A 20,296-nucleotide genomic window follows, 5' to 3' on the forward strand; every position below is an offset into this window, starting at 1 on the left:
TACATATGAACGTTATAACAAAAAGTAGTTATTATCCAATGATATCTCAATGGCAATATTAACCATTGAAATATAGAGTTATTTCAAATGGCGGATATCTAGAATAATAGTAGGTGGAAATTAGCTTTTAACTCTGAGGTCAATAACACTAAGTTAAAGGCTTTCAAGTAGAGGAGCGATATTTATCCGAGCATTGAGGGGGAGTTTTTCTTTATTTTTAAATTCAGGTAATGATCTCAGCAGTTCATTTGGAATCGTAAGAACGTTTAAGGCTGAACCATATGCCACAATGAACTGGGTTTGTTCATACATTTCAAGATGTGCTTCGGTTTGTCTTTTTCTCGGTGATTTCGCCATACATGCAATAGGCCACAAAGATTGAAGGCTTGTTATAAGCAAGTCCAATGGAAAATACCTGAACTGCATAGGTAAATGATTCCAATCTTTGTTATCTGTCAGGTTATTGCAAAATACAGTGAATTCATCGTCACAGGTCAGAAGATTAAAACCTTGCGTTATTGCAAGTGCAAGATTGTCAAAATGAGGTACTTTGCTGTGTGGCAACACAGTTGTTAGAGGGTCTTTAGCGAAAATACTCGCAAGTAGACAATCACAAATTTCATCAATGAATAGCTCTTCAATCTCATTTGGGATAATTTCAGCTTTTAGTGGATTTGCACAGTAGTCATTTGTACATTGGTTTGATAACAATTGCTGCTGCCAGGTGAATGACTGGTTGCAGGCGGGGCAGTTGTCGATAAGTAAAGTTTTGTGTTTAGGGCAGTAAAGGTTTCCGATATATTGCCAGCTCTCTTTCAAGTAACCTAGTTCTTTGATACAAAGCGCACATATCCGTGGCTTGTTGCATCTGTAATCGTCAAAAATCAAAGAATGTCTTGCGAAAAAATGTGCCCTAAGCTCCTTTTCAGAAATAGGGATGAATGTATTCAATGTGCGCCAGTGATTTGCACTCATAGAATTTTTCGTTATGGCTTCCCAGGTCGTTTGATTTAGCCATTCAACCGGATCTGCAAAACCATTGCGTTTACTTAATCTCAGAATATAGCCTGCGAAACTTTCATCAGTAATTTGCTCTGGTAGTATGGAAAGCACTAATCAAACTCTCTTGAATCAAGGATATTAATAATGTCCCTGTCGCTGTAGGCGCGTTCGTCGAATGGGTTGTAAGCCGATGAGTTTAGGCCAGTTAGGTAGGCGAGTTCAAAGCGACTTAACAATTTTTCGCCAGCGTTTTTTTGAGTAATTGCAAACAGCTTGTTTAACAGACCAATTTTACCAAGGGTGGCGACGTGTAGTCTGTTTAATATTGCTTTGTCACACAAAGTGAAGAGCGATATTCCATGTTGATATGAAAAATAGTTGCAGCAATCTAACCAGCATTTGCAGCGAGAAGGGATGCTGTGAAGTGTTTTTTCGGCTAGAAAACGTCGAGAAAGTTGCTCTTCATTTTTAAGTCGACACTCAGCTTTCCCGTACTTTAACTTTAATAATCTACTGGCTACCGGTGTTCCAATCAGCACAAAAGATACTGCTGGATTATTATCAATTAATGCACAGAATTGCTTTGCCATGCGCTGGCTCGTTATACCATCGATGTCGGTTAGACACTCCTGCACTTCGTCTATAATGACCAGTTGTACTCCGTGTTCGATAAAAAGAAAGTGAAGACGGTCTTGTATTAAATGGGATTTAGTATTTGGCTTGTTCGTAACACGTGACAAGGACTTCATTATTTGGAGTAGTAAGTCATTTGCTGTTTTAGTTTCGGTCAACTTTACAAATAATACTGGATGAATGGCCTTTTCTGGAGTTTGCTTTACAGGGTGTTTATTTGTGTAGTTTACCCCTAAGAGCGTTTTTCCCACGCCCGATTCGCCGGTGATAAGCAGCCCATAATTAACTCCGAAGTGCTGGGTATGCACATCTTCTATCAGTGTTTCACATTCAGTTAAACTTGGATGCTCGAACATGTCTAAACTGCATCCTCATCCCAAAAGTCATGTTGCTTGTATGATTGTCGAGCAGTTTTGGAAGAACTGTGTTTGGTACTTATTGAGCTAGAGGTTGTTTCTTCTTTTCGCTTGTTAGTTACATTTCGTTCATTGTAAAGATTATTACTCTGTTTAATTCTTTCATCTACTGATAATCCTTTCTTGATGTTTTTATTTGCCGATTGAACGATTTTTCCTGACAAACGTTTTTGGCGTTTGGGTTTTATATGGGTGTCAAATTCGCCAAAATAAATATCTCGACGTTTACATCCAGCATTACCCTCATTCAGCTGTTCGAAGGATACTGGACATGAAAACTCGTCATTTTTAAGCGCTCGGTTTGGAACGTTCTCGACAATGACTTCGGAAGCTAAAGATTCAAATGTAGCTATGACAGTGACATATCTGGCGTCATCTGGGTCTCTTTGAACATATACAGAGAGGTCTTGCTTTTTATCTAATGTTTTTGCATTTAAGTAGAGCTGTTTTAATTGAGCGTCTGCGAAAACTTGATTATCGACCTGGACAGTACCTCGGCTCGAAAGCTTGACCTTAGATTCAAAGCAATGAAACGCCGAATGTATTAGGCTATCCATGGTAGCTGGTTGCGGATGCAATGCGATGGATTCATCCCATACTTGTTGTGGTGTTTTGCCTGCTAACGACGAGTGTGCACTGTTAACATAATGATGAAGATAAAGTAGCAACTGCTTTTCAAAATCCGATATAGTTATTCGGGCTGCGTTTTTAATACTCTCCTCGGTTGGGGGTTTTAAGGACGTTTGAGTGCGCTTGGGAAAATACCCAGGAACCCCCAACACTTCAGAGCCGTCTGGAAGTGTAAAGCTTGCACCTTCGAAAAATTCTCTTCTAAGTGTGTTATTGAAAGACTCAACGAAAGGCTTTCGCCAAGGTTGATTTGACGGTGTTTTCGTAAGTGAAATGTTGAGCCTTTTCGTTACGTGGCGAAATGCCTCACTGCTATAGCCAGGGCCATTATCCACCACCACTTCCTCTGGCAGACCAAAAGCGGGTAATTGCTGATTGCTATCAGTGATAATCCGTTTTAGAGAGCGGAGGGCGCCGACAGTGTCCTCGCTTGTACCGATTTCGTAAGTCACAGATATCGGATAGCGTGAATAACAATCAATAGCAATATAAATACTCACATTCTCCGTTGGTTTGCCATCATCTCCGATTAACGCAAGATTAAGAGATAATCTGTCCATCTCAACTCGCTCCAAAGCGCGGTTCAAATGAATTTTTTTGCAAAGTGTTCTCAATGCTTTTGTAATTTCAGAATAATTGCCTGATTGAGCAACCAAAGAGAACTGATTCAAATCCGACAATCTGTTGCGGAAAGTAGATTCACATACAACCTGAATTGCGCTGTTTTCTTCAATGGCCTGGTGCGCATGTTTAACATATTGTCTGTATCCACCAGCGATATTTTCGGCGTTTCCTTTTGTCCACACGTTAGATAAGTGCTTATTTAGAAATACTTCACTTGCGGGATTTAATCGTTTAGTTTGAATTTTGCGGTCTTTTATAGATGCTTCCAAATTGAAGTCTGCATCTTTGTAGTCTTTCCACCATCGACATAGGGTAGAGTCACCATGTTTTTTCTTTGCTATATGGTGTTTATCTTCAACATTCTGTTTTACTTGCTTGATGGTTGCAGAGGCAGTAGGGGGCATTCCCAAGTTATATAGACGCTCCATTTCGTCAAGGAAAGTTCTCCTTTTATCAGCTTCCTTGACCTGATAATCAGAGTATTGCTCGATAGTCTCATTTCGAGATGTTAGCAACCTTAGATTACCGATTCGCAGTTGCTCTCTAAAACTTTCAACTGGTAGCAGAATATCTCCCTCGTCAACATTATTAATTAGAGGTGCCAGCAAGACTCGTTGTTGGTCTGTGTGTATTATTTTTACACGTTGATTATCGTCTGTGACGAATGTGTCATTTAATGTCGGTATGTAGTGCATTAGTAGTTCCTCTGCAAAGTAACTTCGTCATTCAGAGGTTTTGTAATGTCAAAAATGAAGTATTGTTGAGCAACGAGTGCCCAGGCATCAACTGGAGTAGCGTAATGAATCTTATTGACAGCATTTTTTAGATGCTCAAATGTGATTGTTTTTCGAGAACCAACTTTTTCAAGCAAATGAATTACACTGATATCCAGATAGCGCTTCAACATACGTAGATTGTTTACCGCAACAACATGAATATCCTTTTCACTGATTAGCTTAAGCGTGCAGTTGGTTAGTGCATACACGCACTCTTGACGAAGTGTATGCTTTCTAAAAAAGAATTCATCCATGTAGCAAGTATGTTTAACTTCAATGTACTCACATAGTCCTGACTTATACTGGACGAGAAAATCTGGTGTATATCTTTTACCGTAAACATCAAAATGTTCTGGTTGTGAGCAATATGATGTGACTGAACTATCAAATTCGAGTGAAAGGGCATAGTTGCTTTCCAACACCGATTCACACCAGATATGGCAGAAATTCTTATTGCTGTAAAAATTGAAGACGTATTTGTTACGCCTGCGTGTTGGCTTTCTTCTGCCTATCATTTCAATTCTCCTTGGTCAAAAAATACCTCTCATTTCTTTGGCTATTTTTTGAAATGTACTAAGATTAAAGGTTACCTTTCGCTTATTCGCAAATTTTCGTGACGGAATTTTGCTCCGAAAAACTGTCACTTTTAAAGATTTTAAGAGGCAGCTTTGGTTCTTGTAAATAGCTTGAAAAATGATCACTTTATTGTGTGATTTTTGATCGGTATTGTTTTTAACTTATTGATTTAAAAGGTTGCTAAAAATGAGTTATCTTTTTTAAATGTTGCCATTTGGTGTCATTTTTGTGTTGTTTTGTATAGTTTTTGCGGCTTTTGAGTTTGAAAGACAACTTAGCCTATGAAACAACGGGATTTATGTGAGTGATATGGATATTTTTTTATGATTTCTATAAAAAATATTAACTTACGTTTTTTGACGTAGTTGAAAATAATGAATAAAAAATATTTATCAAGAAAATTTAGGGTTGATGCAGCTGTTGTCCAAAATTTCCATTTATTGTGTGATGAGCTAGCTCTCAAGAAGGAATACTGGGCGCGCTTCTTTATTGAGTACGAGATTGAATTTTTGGCTCGTAACAAAGGGATCAGAAGAAATACTGAGCCTGCTTATGTTTGGCTGAAGCAACAAAGAGAAAGCCGTCGACTAGAAGTATTGTCGATTAAGATGACAGACGATGCAGTCTTAAAGCTTGATATTATTTGTAAGCGTTTCAATATTGATCGCGCGATGTTAGTAGAGTTCGCTTTAAGAAGTGCATGTGAAAGAATCCCAACATCTAGAAGGTTATCGGTGCAACGAGAAGATTTGTTACCCCTGTATCTTCTGGAGCAATCATTCGGGAATAGATTAAAGCAGGATGACAGGATGGCAAAAGTAAAGAATGAACTAGTAATTGGGACAAAAACAACGCGGATACCAATCAAAAAAGCTGAAGAAGATGATGGTTGGTGATATGAAGATCTTCAAGGGAACGAGGAGGATCGTTATGGGTAAGCGTATCGGAAAAGTACAAATCGAGAAACGTACTGAAGGAAGATATGGGCTAGTACAAATTAGAATTCGCCGTACCTATTACGCAGTTCTTTAAAGCGCTTCATTACATCTTCAACACTATTTTTATTTTGCTTGCTTGGCGGAGAGTTCACCGTTTTTGCGGAGAAGGGATTGTTTTCTGCTCTTGGGGGTTCAGAGATACGCCTTTTTTTATTTTCGGTAAGTGTAATCTCACCATTAATGATACGCTCTACCTGATAGGCATTGTTCTTATTTAGAGTTTCCTGATAAAACTTACGTTTAATATAACCGTTCAGCTCTTCCCAACTTGTTTCAAAATATGGAACTGGATTCTTCGGCAACTTCATGTTCAAGTTCCTTTGCTTCATTAGGAACCGTAAGTACAAATGGTTATCTAATTCTCTATACATGCCTATTTCATGCAATATTTTTGATATGACAGTAGTAAAACGATTAAAACCTATTTCCACATCATCAGTAATTACAATGCCCGTTTTTTCATTTTCCTTAACAGGCTCGACCACATTATCTTTTTGGTCATCATCCTTTGCTGTTATTTCCTCATCATCAACTTGTGCACTCAACATTACTGCACGCGTGATAGTTGCCCATGAAACTTGATAATATCGAGTTGGAAATTCTGGAATTTTCTCATTGCTCGTTGAATTAATGCCTTGTACTCGTTCTTCAGTTATCAAACCCTTTGATTTTAAAGCATCTTTCAGGTAAGCAATATAATCTTTATACTCAAAATAAACAGCCCCATTATCTTCATCATCCTCTTCGTCTTTTATCACATTGGGCGCACCAAAAAGGTAATCCACCAACACCTGCTCAACTGTTCGACCCGAACGGCATTTTAAGGCAATTATAGGTGAATCAATTTGGCTAACATTTACTACACCAAATCCTACCGCTTTTAGTAATTCAAAATAAAAGAATTTCTGGTTATTTAAATAACCATCGACAAAAGAATGTCCTGGCGATTGTGGTTCTTCAACACTGATATCATCTAACAATAATTTTTTGTACCGCTCCAGATACTTTGACTTTAGCCAGTAGTGACGCTCTAAATAATCAAGATGGGGTATATCCGATGCCAGAGAATTGCATTCGGAGCATGCTCTAACCAATGTCTTTTTAATGTGTTTATGTTCTTCAGGTATGGCGCAATTCAGAGCAGGGACATGATCCCATTGTAAGCCAAGATCAATCCTCGCCTCGCGCCCGCAATAATGACAAAAAGTATCATCCTTGCCCTCTGACATGGGATATATCTTTTTGTAACCAACATTATTGACGATCCTATGACTCATTTATTGTCCTTTCTAATTCGGATTTGTCGACCTACGTCATGTCTCTTATGTTTTCTTCAGTATGACTTTCTTATGATAATTGCTCAAATGCTGATTGATAATGTATTTAATAATAGGTTAACAAACATCTGGATGAACTTATTTTCTAGTAGCTTATCTTAATGGTGTAGGAAACTATTGAACGGCTGAAGCAAAATTATTACTTGAATAGCAACTCATGCCGAGAGCCTTCGATATCGCTAATGAGTTTGCCTAATTCATCAATCGGGTTCTTATCCCCCTCATTCATCAAATACTCAATTTTAAGTGCTTTGATTATGTCGGAACGGTTATGTCCTGCATCTATAAGCATGCGTACTTCGATCAAGTAGTCATCGTAGTTTTTCATGATTACTCCTTAGTGCGAAAATATGGACGAGAGCCTTTTTCGGGCGGAAAGTAGTTATTGTCTGTAAAGCGCGAGTATATCGCTCGCGTCAGCTGGTTTCAGTGTGCCAGTTCCCAGCAGTATATAGTGTGTATTTTTCGTTGAGAAAATACATTCTTCATGAATGCTCTGAACGACAGTGCTACACACCCATCCCCCAGTAACAAATCGACCAGCTTCGTCGCGAAATATTTTGTTTGCGTAAACCACCATTATATTTTCTTGTATCGGCGGCTCTGAGAATACGGCATCCCAAACCATCCAATTTTCAACAGCACAAAATGGTTTAGTAATATCTATTTCACGACACCGACAAATCATCGACTTCAGTTCGGTAACACTGCATCCGAAGTTGACAGGTTCTCCAGGCTCATTAATCAATGTTGCCATGCGTAGAGTTTTGTTTTCAATATCTTGAGGCATTAGATTGCGTCCTTAACGTTAGGTTCGGTCAGGTGCAAATTGGCTTTAATTTTGAGCTATTTGCAGCAATCTAAGTTTAGTTTGGTCGACCAATGACAAATTGCCAGAACTATGTTGGTAAGTCCCTGGGTTAGGGGGATATATACCATCGGTCAAATCGGAGATTGAACAATCTGGCATTGATGTACGTCAGCGGGATAAAGTCACCGGAAATAACTTCGATACCTGCGGCTGGGAGGATGATAAAGTCTGTTACTTCCTGATTTGCGTAGGTGAAGTAGAATCGGCATGGAAAGGAGCCGTGTGCTTTTCTAAGCGAAATTAACTCGTCGAGTCTCATAAGTATCGTCCGTAAGATATGATGCTTTAATTCTAGTCTTCTGGCATTTTTAGTTGAACTGTACCTAAGTTGGGATGACTGGTTTAAGTTTGTTAGTCATCAAATGACGGTGAGGTCAATTTGAAGTTACAATATGTCCTCTAAGGATATTCATTAGAGCAAAATGTTGTTCGATTTCTGGCCATTATAAGAGAGTTGTAAATGGATTTTGTTAGTAAATTAGAGCCTAATTTTTTTGGCAGATTATTAGGTAGGCCGTCCGTAATTTCAGAACCTCAGTCGATTAGCATTGAAAAAAAAGGTAAGGTATCAGTCGTTGCATCAATTAAAGAGCTACGTACGTTTATTGAATCTGATGCAGGACTTTCTGGTGGGAAAATAGCCATTCAGGTTGGTAAAGAGCGTAACTACTTTAACTTCCTAAAGAAAAGTAATCTTGCATCTTTTATCGAAGACACAAATAAAAACATCAAGGATTCAATCGAGGAATACCTTGGACGTGCCTATAGTGAGTTCGCAGCATTAGCTTTAAAAGCGTACCCCAGAGATTCACGCAGCGCCGAGCTTTCCACTTTAATATCCGAAGTCCATCACCTATATCACTCCCAAAAAGAGAAATGGGAGTTCTATTTAAGCGATGTTGCATTAGCCAATACCATAGAAATCGACCAGTTTTATCCTTTCAATATTGATGATTTGCGTGCCTACCATGAGCAAATTCAACTAGAAAAGCGAAAGTCGTTTTTTGATAAGGTTGAGTCTAATCCATTAACGCTTGAACAACGATTGGGTGTGATCCGTTCCAATGATTTGAATATGGTGTTGGCTGCCGCAGGAACGGGTAAAACGTCAGTGATGGTTGCAAAGGCGCTTAATTTAATTGAGCTTCAACTAGCAACCCCTTCCGAAGTGCTTATCTTAGCTTATAACCGTGCTGCGGCGGAGGAGTTGAAAGAAAGGCTAGCAAGCAAAGCAGCTAACGGAAATATCCAGCTTGAATCATTACCGCATATTTCTACATTTCACGCTCTTGGCAGGCAGTTGCTGCGAGATACCGGTATTCCTACTCAAATCAGTGTCTTTGCAGAAGACTCATTTAAGTTAAAACAGTGGGTAACAAATTGGATCTATCAATATGTCGCGGAAGATCCTACCAGAGTTTTTGACCTGATAGAGTTAACTACACCGCCTGTCGATCCATTCGACTTCAAGTCACAAGCTGAGTATGAAAAATACCTAAGAGATAATGATTTTCGAACCCTAAATAACGAACTTGTTAAGGGTTACCAAGAATTGCTCATCGCTAATTTTCTTTACATAAATCAGATCCCTTATAAATACGAGGCACAATATGTTAGCAAGCGGCGTATAGAAGTAGGTTTTGACTATCGGCCTGATTTTCATATTCTGGATACCGATATTTATATTGAGCATTATGGGATAGATAGAAAAGGAAATACGAGACCGGATATTGATAGAACGTACTACGCTGACACAATGAAGAAAAAAAAGGCGTTGCACCAAGAGTGTGGGACGCAGCTCATCGAAACTTTTCATTACGAGTGGCAAGAAGATACGCTATTAAGCGGTTTAACTGCGAAATTGGCTTCATTTGGTATTCGATGCAAACCATTATCTCCTAATGAGATTTTCGAAAAGTTAAATGGACAAGAACACCTTGCCAGTTGGAGTGAGTTGATGGTGAAAGCTCTCCAGGCTATTCGAGTTGAGAGGTTGAGCGAACAGAGAATATTTAAGAGATTGAACGCGTCAAAAATTCACCAAGCTCAAAAATACGCTGGATTATTGAACTCGCTCCAAGTCGGATATGCAGAAGAACTTAAGACTCAAAATGCAATTGATTTTGACGACATGATATTAAGAGCAATCCAAGTGGTTCAGGACGGAGAATATGAACCGAGATGGAAGTATATACTTGTCGATGAATTTCAGGATATATCGTCAGCAAGGATGGAGTTTGTAAAAGCGCTGATAGATAAAGGGCCAACACCATCATTAACTGTCGTAGGGGATGATTGGCAATCAATCTACCGTTTTTCTGGTGGTAAGCTGGAGTTAACGACGCGCTTTGGCGAACTGGTCGGCAAATATACGCTAACAAAACTTCAAAAGACCTTTCGATACAATAACAGTATTGCTAAGACCGCTGGGGAATTCATCATGGAGAACCCTGAACAGTTCAAAAAACATATCGACACGCATACAAAAGTCAGTGAATCTCAAGTTTACCTTCTTGATGACAAACCATCTAAACAAGAAGGTCTTTATGAGAGGGTCGTAGAGGTTGTTGCAAAAATTCGAGAGAACGCCCCAGATGCTAGTATTGCTATCATTGCAAGATACAACTACCTTTTGAATGACTCAAAAAACGCCCTATGGAGTCAGAAATTTAAAGACAATATCCAGTTTTGGAGCTTTCACAAATCGAAAGGCTTAGAAGCTGATTATTGTGTACTAATCGGCTTTTTTCAGGGGAAAAGTGGATTCCCTAATGAGAATAGAGATGATGCTGTTGTTGAAGCGCTATTACCATCATTGGATGGTTTTCCGCATTCAGAAGAAAGGCGTTTACTATACGTCGGTATAACACGAGCCAGAAAAAAATCTTATATCATAGCGAGCGCTACTTCACCTTCAGATTTTGTTACTGAGTTACTCGCGCCAAAATACGAATTAAATATTGCCTCCGCAGCGTTTAAAGAAAAATATCAACGCATATTCAAGTGCCCAAATTGCGATTCAGGTTTTTTGAGATTAGTGCAAGGCCAATTCGGAGAGTTTTACAGTTGTAGCACAGGAACGGGGTGTCGAGTCGGCAAGGCCAGGGTTTGCCAGAAATGCAAAGCACCATCTATTGATGGCAGAGAGGCAAGTGTGTGCAACAACCCAGGTTGCGCAAATGTTATGAAAATCTGTAATAAATGCGGTAGACCGATGAAGCGTAGAAATGGAAAGTTCGGTGAATTCTGGGGGTGCTCAGGGTATGGCATCATGGAAGACCAATGCAAGAATACTTCGCATTAGATATTTCGGTTTGTAATTTGTGCGGAATCATACACGAATAGACAGTTCGTAACATTTTAATTGCCATGTTACAAAGTGTCTCGCAATCCGATGGCTATTCAACACCTATGATAATTGTACTTGGTTGAATCGTGTGGGTTTCATAATAGGGGGCGAGCAAATCTTAACCTTTTTGCTATATTTTCACAATTACGTGCGAAATCGTTAGGGCACTACAACCAATAAGGGACTATATGATCGAAGGGAAGAAATTTGCAGATGCTTTGCAGGAAGTATTTGACAGCATCGAAAAATTCATGGAATTAACGAAAGAGTCTGAATATCCTATGCTTTCTGAAGATGGGGTTCATACATATATCGCGGAAGTTGGTAAATACCCTTTTCAGATTGCTGGTCAATTTCATCGGCCAAATGAGTATCTTCGTTGTCTCTTAGACATGCTTCAAGCTAATTTCGAGCCAGAAATTCTTGGTACCTTCTTCCTGAATTCGAATATGAGCTTTCTGTACGATAACTTACCGAAAGGTGCTTTTGCATTGGGGTATCTATCATTAATCAAGCCCGAAGATGAAAGCTGGGAATACTTTGTAACAGAGACTCTAAGCAATAAATCTAAGATGTGCGGCTACGATAAAGATAATATAAGGTGTACTTTTATTGTACTAAGTGCAGGTGACGAGTATTCATTCGAATTGGTTGAAAAAGCTAATCATTTTTTTGATAGTGGTATGAGCATTAATGAAACTATCGGCCTCATTCGCGGGGCTGTAATTGATAAACAAAACCATGTCGCATTTTGTCATGATCGAAGTTTAGGTAAAAAAGTAAGGTTTTCAGCCTGGTTTATATTCGCTGCTTAACTAATCGATAAAAATGTGAATCGTTACTTATTAACTTGACATTTAGTCACGTTAAACTCGTCTTTTAGTCTCATTAACCCTTAACGTTCAATTCAATAGAAGGATTATGTATGAGCAGAAAAAAGTTTATGGAGTCAGTTGGAGCTACCTGCCGAAACTGGAATTGGAGTTGGTCGTTTGTTAATCATAAAGACAAATTTATTGTTTTTGGGCTATGGGACGTTCATAAAGATGGCCTGATTTTTAGCGAAGAATGGCGGGGGCTAGGTCGTAAGCAGTCTATGGAACATATAACACTGATTAAAGAGCATGGTTACAGTTTAAAAACATTCCCCATGCAATATGAAAAATCTAATAACGGTACGGCTAAAATAAAAAGCTTTAAGCGGGAGCTGGAAGATAAAAGTCTAGCTGGTGTAAATGGTATGTGGTACGCCCTAAGCCTTTCTGATAATGAAGTTTTCAAATCAACAGAAGAAATTTTAGAACCAGAGATTTACATCGAGGGTGCAACAAAGAAAATTTCGGTGAATGCATATGAGAGAAACCCTGAGGCAAGAGCCAAGTGCATTGCTCATTATGGCTGTAAATGTTATGTCTGTGATTTTGATTTTGAAGAAAATTATGGGGACATTGGCAGAGGGTTCATACATGTGCACCATGAAGTAGCTTTAGCTGATATCAGAGAAGAATATCAAGTTGATCCTATTAAAGACTTGAAACCTCTATGTCCAAATTGCCATGGCATAATCCATAGAACTCATCCGCCAATATCTATCGAAGCATTACAATTGAAAATTAAAAAACAGTAAAATAGTGAGGCTCTAGTCCCAGAGATGAATAAAGTCCAAATTGAGCGAATAGCGGAAGTAAACAGCGCTTTCTTTGAACGAGAAAGATTCGCTCATAGCCGAAACTCGCTTTGCAGATACTTTATTTGTTATCAGCCCCGCAGATTCGATTCCGGACATTGCCTCTAGAACCGAGCACAAAAGAAGTTGATATTTAACTAATCGTCTCCGTCCCAGAGATTGTTGGGCAATTTCTCGGTTGCGCTACAAGATTTTTAGTTCTTTGAGGCGATTATCTATATGTTCATTAGTAAGTGGTTCAGTAAAGTCCACTTCCATTAGTGTAATATCCAGCGCCTTACATAGCTTCCTTTTTCTATCATCGCGCTCTTGTAATGCAATTAAAGCACTTTTCCCGCCCCAAATTGATATAGGCTGATAATGTTGCTGGCCCTGATATTCAATACCTAGTTGTAGGCTTGGAATGTATATATCAAGCTCCAGTCCTTCGAGCCAGTCTGGTCTGTGGTGTCTGATAATTTCGAGATCAGGAAACATACGTGCAATGATTTGATATAGAAGAGTTTCACTAACCCACCCTTCTCCAACTTTTTTAAAACCAAACTCTTGGCGAGTAATATTTTCGATCTTGTTCTTCAGCTGAGTTCTCAGTTTCTGATGCTCTTTTCTCAATTTCAAGAGCGACTCAGCCAGCTCTTGTTTGACAACATGGCAATACGTCACTTCATTCTTAGTAAGATCTTCGCGGTTTGAACCGTATATAAGGTCATTTGATTGTTCATGCACCTCTTGATATTTTAGCTGAGCATGTTCAATCTCTTGAATAAGTGTTTTATATTCTTCAGGACATACATCTTCCAAGTAATCCAAGCTAGTTGTGCTTATGCCGAGGCGTAAATAGGCTTGTTGAATATACCATCCATAGCTTTGCTTAAACTGTCCGCCATACATTTCATGACAAAACCTCTGGGTGGGCGATGTTAAGTTGCATCTGTGACAGAGTTTCGGCTTGAAACTAAAGTTTTGAATGTTGACTTCCCCGCCCATATCTAAACTAATCTTAGCCAACATATCTGGGGCATTGAAGCTATCAACGACAGTTTCCCGAAGCGGGTTTGAATTTCGTTGAGAACGAAATTGCTTATTGAGTTTTATAAGGTTCTCAAATGCAGAACGACTACAGTCACAAAGGAATGGTTCCGCCCCCTCTTTCTTTGAAAAGGCAAAAAAAGCGCCATAGTGGTTCGGGTAATGAACTATAGGATAAGGCAATCCTTCCTCAACTGACACCCCTCCCAATGATACGGGAGGCAAAGCCTTTTTCTTCCTTGGCGACCGTATTTTCGTCATGAGATAAAGATTACTCCTGCTGTGCCAATTTTATCTTAAGACCTTAATATATCACCTGTTACTACTAAAAAAACATTGCTTGATTTTCAGAGGAAAGAAATTCAGCCGTCCGCTTTTGACCAATTACTTACTTTGCAAGCCGCAGATCATGGCTCCTGAGCACGATAAGCAGACTTTTGACGATGTGATTTCTTACTTTTAACTTTGCTCGTAAGCTGACATTACCACAATGAGAAACTCTCAAAGAAATGCTTCACGCTGCTGATTCGCAAAGGTTATAGTCTTCGAAGTGTTTTTCCAATCGTTAAATTAAGGAGTGACTAAGTGGCTATAATAACTACAAAACTTGATGAGCCTATCTTGTTCCGTACGGTAAAAAAAGACGTTTATCCGCATACTTTATCTGGCGGCAGCATATGGCTTAGAACAAATGTATTTTACCAAGAACTCGAAGCAGATGACTTGAGTCGAGAAGACCGTTTTGAAGGTGTTAATGTCTCTGGATTGTTCACTGAGTTTAACTTTGAAGGTGGTATTCGAATCAAATGTGAACATGGCGGATTACTGGGCACCGAACATCCAACACATTATGTCATGTCCTTGCATGGATTAAACATCAAAGAAGAAATAAGACTGGGATTTGGCGGTAATACATTGGGTATTAAAAGCCTAGCAGACCTAGCAAATGATGTGCTACAGCAAGCATCAAAGCAAATAAATGTCTCTCAATGTGGCTACGGACAAGTCTCGTACCAATACCCTGGACTTAAACGAACAAGGGCCAATACTACAGGAAAAATTATCGGCTATTACGTCGATGGGATACCTGAAGCCCTTGTACAGCATAACCCTAATGTCATGACCAAAATACCGATAGAGCCATTTATAAGCCAAGATGAATGGCGAATAATATTGCACACTGATAAACCTCTTAATGACGACCCAATGGAGCCATTAAAGATAAATGTCGATCCATCTCACTTCTATGAGCTGTGATAATTAATTCGACCCTTGCATATACTAGTTGAACTTAAGATACACAGATTACCTACAACCAACATTGACTGACTTCAAAAGACTCCAATGAGCGAATCTCGGACGTTTTCCATAGATTGGTTAAGTAACTGCTAAAAGTACACCATTTCAATGTACTTCACAGATTGACCGAAAAGAGCGAAGCAGACATAAAACAAAACTAATAATACCGTAATGTACTGCCTCATTAGCTTTACCAGTCCAAGCACCTGATGCAACGAAAAAAAGATGAGCGTTACGGCTATAAATTATTCCTTCGCTAAATCGACGAACTGGTGACGAACCTGAACCAAGCTGTTACTGTTTAAAGTATAGGTGAGTTGGTTAATACTTCTTATAAATCAGGGAGGCGGTTTTTGAATAAATTGGATTTATCACAGAATTACTCAAACAACACTTTAATCCATTCCATTCTTTGGACGATTGCTAGCTTTTCTCTCGTATTAATCTATGTATTCGTGCGTTTTTTATCTATAGCTGAAGAGTTTATGCTTAGTGATATTTCGTTTGAGTACGCAATAAAGTTAGTGAGCGAAATAGACTTTCTGAGCTTGATTTTCATTAATGACTTTTGGTCGATTGGCTTGGGTTTTGAGTCGGGTGACCTTAGGATGTTCATCGAACCCCATGGAATTATATCTTTATTGCTTTTTTCTGTAGGTTTGTACACATACCATAACAATGTTCAAACGTTATCAAGTCGACGTGTATTCATCTTTTTTCTGGCAGCAGGGTGGGCACACTTATTAGTTGCCAAGTGCATTTTATTGTTAGGTATTCCGATTTTATTAACAGGCCCTGTTGTAGCAGTAGGATTGCTATCGGTCTTTTATTTCTCTTTTGTTGCACTGAGTTTAGATGCATATCTCTTTTTCAGGAAAGTATTATGAAAAAAATAAGTTTGTATCTGTCGGCTGCATTTTTATCGCATTCTTGTTGGGCAGATAATGAGTGGCGGGTCATAGCAACTCATGCCACAGCGATGGGGATTGTACTTTTTGTGAATCTGGTTTTCTTCAGTATTCTTTATATGTCTTCAATTATTAAAGGTAAGTTGCAACGAACCTCGTTAGAAAAGCAAGTTTTGGACGCTCAATTTGATTTCTTGACGAAAATGCTCAATCGAAGAGGTTTTGAACGCCGTTTTTCAGAGAAGAAAAATTTACAGGGCTATTTGATGATTGTTGATATTGATGATTTTAAATTTATTAATGACAATTATGGCCATGATATTGGTGATCTTATTCTGCGTGAGGTCGCAGCAAGACTAAGAAGCGCACTCAGAGAAGAAGATTTAGTCGCTCGCTTTGGCGGTGAGGAATTTGTGATTTATACATCGTTGGCGACCAAACATTCGGCGTTGGAATTGTCACAGCGTTTAGTCTCTGCAGTCGGGCGAGATGGATATTCTCTGCCAGCTACTGACAAGCAATTATCAGTCACTGTCAGTATTGGAGTGGCTGTTATAGATGGAAGTATACTGTCCACAAGGGAGCAAGAGGTTACCCAAACACCAGCCTATAAGATTGCCGATAACAATCTTTATAAAGCTAAAAATTTGGGAAAAAATAGAGCCGTTATGAACTAGGCTTTGGAACATTATTGATATAGGCGACACTTTGAAGTTCTAATTCGAGTAATTTACGTTTTCCACGCAATCCGGCTTGCTTGAACGTTCCGGCGCATATTACACCGCAGTTGACGTCGAAACCGGCGAGGAAACAAAGCTGCGACGAATTCAATGGAAAGGGCTTGATGCAACAACAAAAAAATGAGTGTTACGGCTAGAACTCCAGAAGAAGCAAAATTGGTAAATTCTTTAGAAAGAACAGTTAGAGATAAAAAAACAAAAGGATATGATTATTAAAAGGTTTTCACCCGCGCGTTTATGTCCGCATAACATAGATGGTTTCCACGGCTATTAGCAAAATTCTGCAATGCGTTTTGTAGAAGCACAGAGTCTGCAATAGGTTCAGATTCGCCGATAAATTGGTCTAAGTCGGTTTACCTCCATTGGCTAACTTGCCTGAACACTGGATGTCCGATATTTAATGCGGACACCAGCTTTGCTAATGTCCGCTCCTGACCAATAACGGAAATATTAGAATTCATCGTGTTAGATTTGTGCTATGCAGAGTCAAGTTAGAACTTAATCATGTAAGTTCAAAACGGGATATCCCAATCGATAAGATCCAGATCATCAAAATCTAAAGTGCCGTTCTTCGCTTGTTGGGAGATTGCATTGTTGTAAGCTGAGTAAAACTCCTCTCTGAAGTTAATGGGAGTTGTGAGGGACAGTATAAACTTGTGTACTTTCAGAGGGAATTTTTTGTAATTAACCCTTTCCATTAGCGAAAGATATTTTGATTCTGGCCTGAAAATGTCTCTACAAAGCTCAGATGGTGTAAAGCCACGCTGAAATTCATCTATCTGATTGTCTTGTAATAACTCTTCTCTTACATGATCTTCTAAATATAACTCATCGGATCCATTATTTTCAGTAGTTGTTTCATACATCTCATGGTCTACAAGTGTTGAGTTTACATCCTCGATGACTTCAGCAGGTGAGGTGCAATCATGAAAATATTCTAGGAAATCTATGCGGTATATATCAATACCACGCTTTCTGAAGAGTAACAGAAGTGACTCTTGTTGAAGAATATAAAATCCGGTGAACCATGGTTTGCGGGACGTCTCAAACTTTGTAAATCCAAGTGCTGTGAGGTGTTCAAAGACATCCAGTCTCTTGTGTTGACCACAGTCGTGAATCATTTTTGTTGTTTTGGAGTAAAGTCTAAGCTTACTTTTTCCAATCCGTAGCCACACCAGGTCTTGCTCTCCACAAAATTGGCAACTAATCGATTTCGGGGATATTTGATGTAGTTCTTGTGAGTGTGAAATGCCCTGGCCTGGAAGTTTACATAGTGCCCACTCGTGAAGTCCTCGATAACTAGATTCACTGCCTTGATGCTCAGCAGCCCGCATTTTTCTGCGAGTTTTACGGGTAGGGTGTACGCCTGCCTTATCTACAGCAATACCGGTAATGATTAACCTTCCGTTCTTAAGGCTCTGAAACGTAGTTTTTTTATTATTAACCCTGAAACCATGCCTGTTTAATAGGTTTGTGATGAGGTATTTGGCTTGATATAAATATTGCTTTTGGTTAAAGCTAACGCAGATATCATCAGCATATCTTGTATAGACAAATTCACTTGTAAGCTTGGATATTGATGCGACGATTTCATTATCAATATCTATCATCGCAATATTCGCAATGAGAGGGCTTGTGGGAAGCCCCTGGCGTGGTGCCCCGTCAATAAAGCAGTCTTGAATCAACTCTCGGCTTATTTTACTCGTCACATGATCTGGGGTAATTGCATCGAAAAAATCCTGGATATCGAGTGAAATATTATATGCAAACCCGATGTGAGGAATGGCGTTTGTAACACAATTCCGACCAGGTAAAAAGGAATGGCAAAATCCATTATCACCTTCAAACAAAATGTACCTTTCCAACAATAGTGGGAGTTTACTTTTTAGGTGCTTTTTATATGCTGAACTAGGAATATAGAGTGTCCTAAAAGACTTACCTTTTGGAATCTTCTTAATGGTAAATTCAGTCTGCATCTCAATCCTTAGAATGCCTGCGGAACTCTCTCACGCTCTTTGTGTTGCTCTTGTGTTTTTCCAGAGCGTGCGTTTATCTGCTCTGCAGAGCACGCTGGTCAAACTGTGGTAGCCATCGAAAGCGGACGAAACATCACGCCAATAAGCTAGCCAAGCTAAGTAGTAGTGTCCGCAGGCAACAAAACTCTATCTTACATCCTGAGTATGATCAATTAGTTATTATCCATGATGTGCTGTTGATTAAGAATGAAATTTTTGCCTAAAAAGGAATCATTTTGAAAAAGCACTTAAATATTCTCTTTATCATTTTCATAGCGAGCGTATCTCAGGCGGCAAACACAATCTCTTCGAAAGAGGTTCCTTTTCATCATGGCGAAAATATCGTTGCATGTGGAGTTCTTAAGGAAGCCTCGCGCTTCAATAAAGGTGTTTACCTAAATATGGACGCTGCTTATCCGAACCAATCAATGACGTTTGTTGTGTGGGAAGGAGATTTGGCCGAGTTCAATAAAAAATTTGGTAACCTGAATGAGCTGGTAGAGGAGAATATCTGCGGCTCTGGTGTCGTTAAAGAATACAAAGGGCGAAGCCAGATTCACCTTTACAATGCCTTCTCGTTGAGAATTGAAGGTGATGTCGAGCAGTAAAATATGGGTTTAGCAAAAATACTAATTGGATATTCAATAGTAATAAACTAAACCCGAACTCTATTTAAAGTAGTAATGTTGCTTTTATTTAGTAGATTCAGGGAGAAGTTCTAGTCTTTGGCTGTTTATCAACTCTCTAACAACAGCGAAGTCAGCTACCCATCCAGACTTCTGGATGCCATCATCATAAAAAAGTACCTCATAGTATTTTCCTGCTTTGCTCCCTGTAAGTTTGAATTTTTCTCCTTTATACAAGGAAGATACTAGCTCGCTGTCTCTTGAATGAGATGTATATACCAAAAGTGGCTCATCTCGGACATCAACATATTCAGTCGCTTTAGTGACATTTTCGTCATTATTGCTTTTGACGAACTCTTCCCGTGTGCTCACACAAGCAGATATTAAAAATACAAACAGTAAACTAATAAAAATTTTTCCGAATTTCATGAAACATCCATTTGTAAAAAAACATTAATGTAGCAGCTAAGTATGGCTCAGCTTTGCTAACAATCGTTTGTACGAAAACTATAGATGAGAATACTTCATTGTTCTGCTGGAGTGAAACACAGGATTGATAAATCATCAATAAACTGAGTTAGATCTTCATTAATGGATTATTTGCAGCGTTGCCGAAAAGTCGTAACGCAATATGAAACTCCACCTCAAAATCTTCAGAGAAAATGTCATCAAAAGTCGAAAACATTCAAGGTATTACCTAATGTTTTTTCTCATTCACTTGTGGCGATTTACATGTTTTTTAGACGCCTGCCCCCCCACCAATTACTGAAACATTTAGGT

At 39.0% G+C, this 20,296-nt stretch carries 18 protein-coding genes; 8 read left to right on the forward strand and 10 right to left on the reverse strand.

The window, feature by feature from the left end; all coding sequences use genetic code 11:
* Window positions 1-153 precede the first annotated feature (153 nt).
* The 4 genes from BFC17_RS14155 to BFC17_RS14170 are packed head-to-tail and all read right to left on the reverse strand — an operon-like array spanning window position 154 to window position 4,596.
* A complete protein-coding gene (locus BFC17_RS14155) occupies window positions 154-1,113 on the reverse strand; it encodes a TniQ family protein (RefSeq protein WP_070177108.1) in 960 nt (319 codons plus the stop codon).
* Window positions 1,113-1,991 (reverse strand): TniB family NTP-binding protein, encoded by an 879-nt coding sequence (locus tag BFC17_RS14160; RefSeq protein WP_070177109.1) that lies wholly within the window; start codon window positions 1,989-1,991, stop codon window positions 1,113-1,115. The genes BFC17_RS14155 and BFC17_RS14160 overlap by 1 nt, the downstream gene beginning before the upstream one ends.
* A gap of 2 nt (window positions 1,992-1,993) precedes the next feature.
* On the reverse strand, window positions 1,994-4,000 hold the full coding sequence (locus BFC17_RS14165; RefSeq protein WP_070177110.1) for a DDE-type integrase/transposase/recombinase: 2,007 nt from the start codon (window positions 3,998-4,000) through the stop codon (window positions 1,994-1,996).
* Window positions 4,000-4,596 carry a hypothetical protein gene (locus BFC17_RS14170; protein WP_070177111.1) on the reverse strand — a complete coding sequence of 199 codons (597 nt, stop codon included), beginning with the start codon at window positions 4,594-4,596 and terminating at the stop codon, window positions 4,000-4,002. The genes BFC17_RS14165 and BFC17_RS14170 overlap by 1 nt, the downstream gene beginning before the upstream one ends.
* Before the next feature lie 435 nt (window positions 4,597-5,031).
* Between BFC17_RS14170 and BFC17_RS14175 the strand changes: the two genes are divergently transcribed.
* On the forward strand, window positions 5,032-5,553 hold the full coding sequence (locus tag BFC17_RS14175) for a hypothetical protein (protein WP_070177112.1): 522 nt from the start codon (window positions 5,032-5,034) through the stop codon (window positions 5,551-5,553).
* A 101-nt stretch (window positions 5,554-5,654) separates the two neighbouring features.
* On the opposite strand, the gene BFC17_RS14180 is transcribed toward BFC17_RS14175, so the two are convergent.
* The 3 genes from BFC17_RS14180 to BFC17_RS14190 all read right to left on the reverse strand — a co-directional run bounded on the left by BFC17_RS14180 (window position 5,655) and on the right by BFC17_RS14190 (window position 7,782).
* Window positions 5,655-6,932, reverse strand: coding sequence for a hypothetical protein (locus BFC17_RS14180; RefSeq protein WP_070177113.1), 1,278 nt, complete (start codon window positions 6,930-6,932; stop codon window positions 5,655-5,657).
* 199 nt (window positions 6,933-7,131) lie between these two features.
* Window positions 7,132-7,320, reverse strand: a complete 189-nt coding sequence (locus BFC17_RS14185) for a hypothetical protein (protein ID WP_070177114.1) — start codon at window positions 7,318-7,320, stop codon at window positions 7,132-7,134.
* A gap of 54 nt (window positions 7,321-7,374) precedes the next feature.
* Window positions 7,375-7,782 carry a DUF6957 family protein gene (locus BFC17_RS14190; protein ID WP_070177115.1) on the reverse strand — a complete coding sequence of 136 codons (408 nt, stop codon included), beginning with the start codon at window positions 7,780-7,782 and terminating at the stop codon, window positions 7,375-7,377.
* Window positions 7,783-8,323: 541 nt separating this feature from the next.
* Between BFC17_RS14190 and BFC17_RS14195 the strand changes: the two genes are divergently transcribed.
* The 3 genes from BFC17_RS14195 to BFC17_RS14205 all read left to right on the forward strand — a co-directional run bounded on the left by BFC17_RS14195 (window position 8,324) and on the right by BFC17_RS14205 (window position 12,839).
* Window positions 8,324-11,167 (forward strand): UvrD-helicase domain-containing protein, encoded by a 2,844-nt coding sequence (locus tag BFC17_RS14195; protein ID WP_070177116.1) that lies wholly within the window; start codon window positions 8,324-8,326, stop codon window positions 11,165-11,167.
* A 233-nt stretch (window positions 11,168-11,400) separates the two neighbouring features.
* Window positions 11,401-12,027, forward strand: coding sequence for a hypothetical protein (locus BFC17_RS14200; RefSeq protein ID WP_070177117.1), 627 nt, complete (start codon window positions 11,401-11,403; stop codon window positions 12,025-12,027).
* Between the two features lie 110 nt (window positions 12,028-12,137).
* Window positions 12,138-12,839: an HNH endonuclease gene (locus BFC17_RS14205; RefSeq protein ID WP_070177118.1), complete on the forward strand. Its 702-nt coding sequence runs from the start codon at window positions 12,138-12,140 to the stop codon at window positions 12,837-12,839.
* A gap of 243 nt (window positions 12,840-13,082) precedes the next feature.
* Here BFC17_RS14205 and BFC17_RS14210 read toward each other — a convergent pair whose 3' ends face one another.
* Complete coding sequence (locus BFC17_RS14210; RefSeq protein WP_070177119.1) at window positions 13,083-14,189, reverse strand: PDDEXK family nuclease; 1,107 nt, start codon at window positions 14,187-14,189, stop codon at window positions 13,083-13,085.
* A gap of 324 nt (window positions 14,190-14,513) precedes the next feature.
* Here BFC17_RS14210 and BFC17_RS14215 point away from each other — a divergent pair, with 324 nt between their 5' ends.
* The 3 genes from BFC17_RS14215 to BFC17_RS14225 all read left to right on the forward strand — a co-directional run bounded on the left by BFC17_RS14215 (window position 14,514) and on the right by BFC17_RS14225 (window position 16,812).
* On the forward strand, window positions 14,514-15,185 hold the full coding sequence (locus tag BFC17_RS14215; protein WP_070177120.1) for a hypothetical protein: 672 nt from the start codon (window positions 14,514-14,516) through the stop codon (window positions 15,183-15,185).
* 395 nt (window positions 15,186-15,580) lie between these two features.
* Entirely contained in the window at window positions 15,581-16,114 is a 534-nt protein-coding gene (locus tag BFC17_RS14220; protein WP_070177121.1) for a hypothetical protein, read from the forward strand.
* Window positions 16,111-16,812: a GGDEF domain-containing protein gene (locus BFC17_RS14225; protein ID WP_070177122.1), complete on the forward strand. Its 702-nt coding sequence runs from the start codon at window positions 16,111-16,113 to the stop codon at window positions 16,810-16,812. The genes BFC17_RS14220 and BFC17_RS14225 overlap by 4 nt, the downstream gene beginning before the upstream one ends.
* A 575-nt stretch (window positions 16,813-17,387) precedes the next feature.
* Here BFC17_RS14225 and BFC17_RS14230 read toward each other — a convergent pair.
* The gene (locus BFC17_RS14230; RefSeq protein WP_070177123.1) at window positions 17,388-18,851 is read right to left on the reverse strand and encodes a reverse transcriptase family protein; all 1,464 of its coding nucleotides are present in this window, start codon (window positions 18,849-18,851) and stop codon (window positions 17,388-17,390) included.
* Between the two features lie 275 nt (window positions 18,852-19,126).
* On the opposite strand from BFC17_RS14230, the gene BFC17_RS14235 reads away from it, so the two are divergent.
* On the forward strand, window positions 19,127-19,498 hold the full coding sequence (locus BFC17_RS14235) for a hypothetical protein (RefSeq protein ID WP_217494025.1): 372 nt from the start codon (window positions 19,127-19,129) through the stop codon (window positions 19,496-19,498).
* Between the two features lie 84 nt (window positions 19,499-19,582).
* Here the strand turns inward: BFC17_RS14235 and BFC17_RS14240 are convergent, their stop codons facing one another.
* Entirely contained in the window at window positions 19,583-19,945 is a 363-nt protein-coding gene (locus tag BFC17_RS14240) for an SH3 domain-containing protein (RefSeq protein ID WP_070177125.1), read from the reverse strand.
* Between the last annotated feature and the right edge of the window lie 351 nt (window positions 19,946-20,296).

The sequence above is a fragment of the Marisediminitalea lipolytica genome (assembly GCF_001758465.1).
GTDB lineage: Bacteria > Pseudomonadota > Gammaproteobacteria > Enterobacterales > Alteromonadaceae > Alteromonas > Alteromonas lipolytica.

Bases quoted from the DNA above. Each gene is read 5' to 3' on its own strand.
- BFC17_RS14190 (WP_070177115.1), bottom strand. From the start codon at position 7,782: ATGCCTCAAGATATTGAAAACAAAACTCTACGCATGGCAACATTGATT.
- BFC17_RS14170 (WP_070177111.1), bottom strand. From the start codon at position 4,596: ATGATAGGCAGAAGAAAGCCAACACGCAGGCGTAACAAATACGTCTTC.
- BFC17_RS14205 (WP_070177118.1), top strand. From the start codon at position 12,138: ATGAGCAGAAAAAAGTTTATGGAGTCAGTTGGAGCTACCTGCCGAAAC.
- BFC17_RS14175 (WP_070177112.1), top strand. From the start codon at position 5,032: ATGAATAAAAAATATTTATCAAGAAAATTTAGGGTTGATGCAGCTGTT.
- BFC17_RS14195 (WP_070177116.1), top strand. From the start codon at position 8,324: ATGGATTTTGTTAGTAAATTAGAGCCTAATTTTTTTGGCAGATTATTA.
- BFC17_RS14200 (WP_070177117.1), top strand. From the start codon at position 11,401: ATGATCGAAGGGAAGAAATTTGCAGATGCTTTGCAGGAAGTATTTGAC.
- BFC17_RS14180 (WP_070177113.1), bottom strand. From the start codon at position 6,932: ATGAGTCATAGGATCGTCAATAATGTTGGTTACAAAAAGATATATCCC.
- BFC17_RS14185 (WP_070177114.1), bottom strand. From the start codon at position 7,320: ATGAAAAACTACGATGACTACTTGATCGAAGTACGCATGCTTATAGAT.
- BFC17_RS14165 (WP_070177110.1), bottom strand. From the start codon at position 4,000: ATGCACTACATACCGACATTAAATGACACATTCGTCACAGACGATAAT.
- BFC17_RS14240 (WP_070177125.1), bottom strand. From the start codon at position 19,945: ATGAAATTCGGAAAAATTTTTATTAGTTTACTGTTTGTATTTTTAATA.
- BFC17_RS14225 (WP_070177122.1), top strand. From the start codon at position 16,111: ATGAAAAAAATAAGTTTGTATCTGTCGGCTGCATTTTTATCGCATTCT.
- BFC17_RS14230 (WP_070177123.1), bottom strand. From the start codon at position 18,851: ATGCAGACTGAATTTACCATTAAGAAGATTCCAAAAGGTAAGTCTTTT.
- BFC17_RS14210 (WP_070177119.1), bottom strand. From the start codon at position 14,189: ATGACGAAAATACGGTCGCCAAGGAAGAAAAAGGCTTTGCCTCCCGTA.
- BFC17_RS14160 (WP_070177109.1), bottom strand. From the start codon at position 1,991: ATGTTCGAGCATCCAAGTTTAACTGAATGTGAAACACTGATAGAAGAT.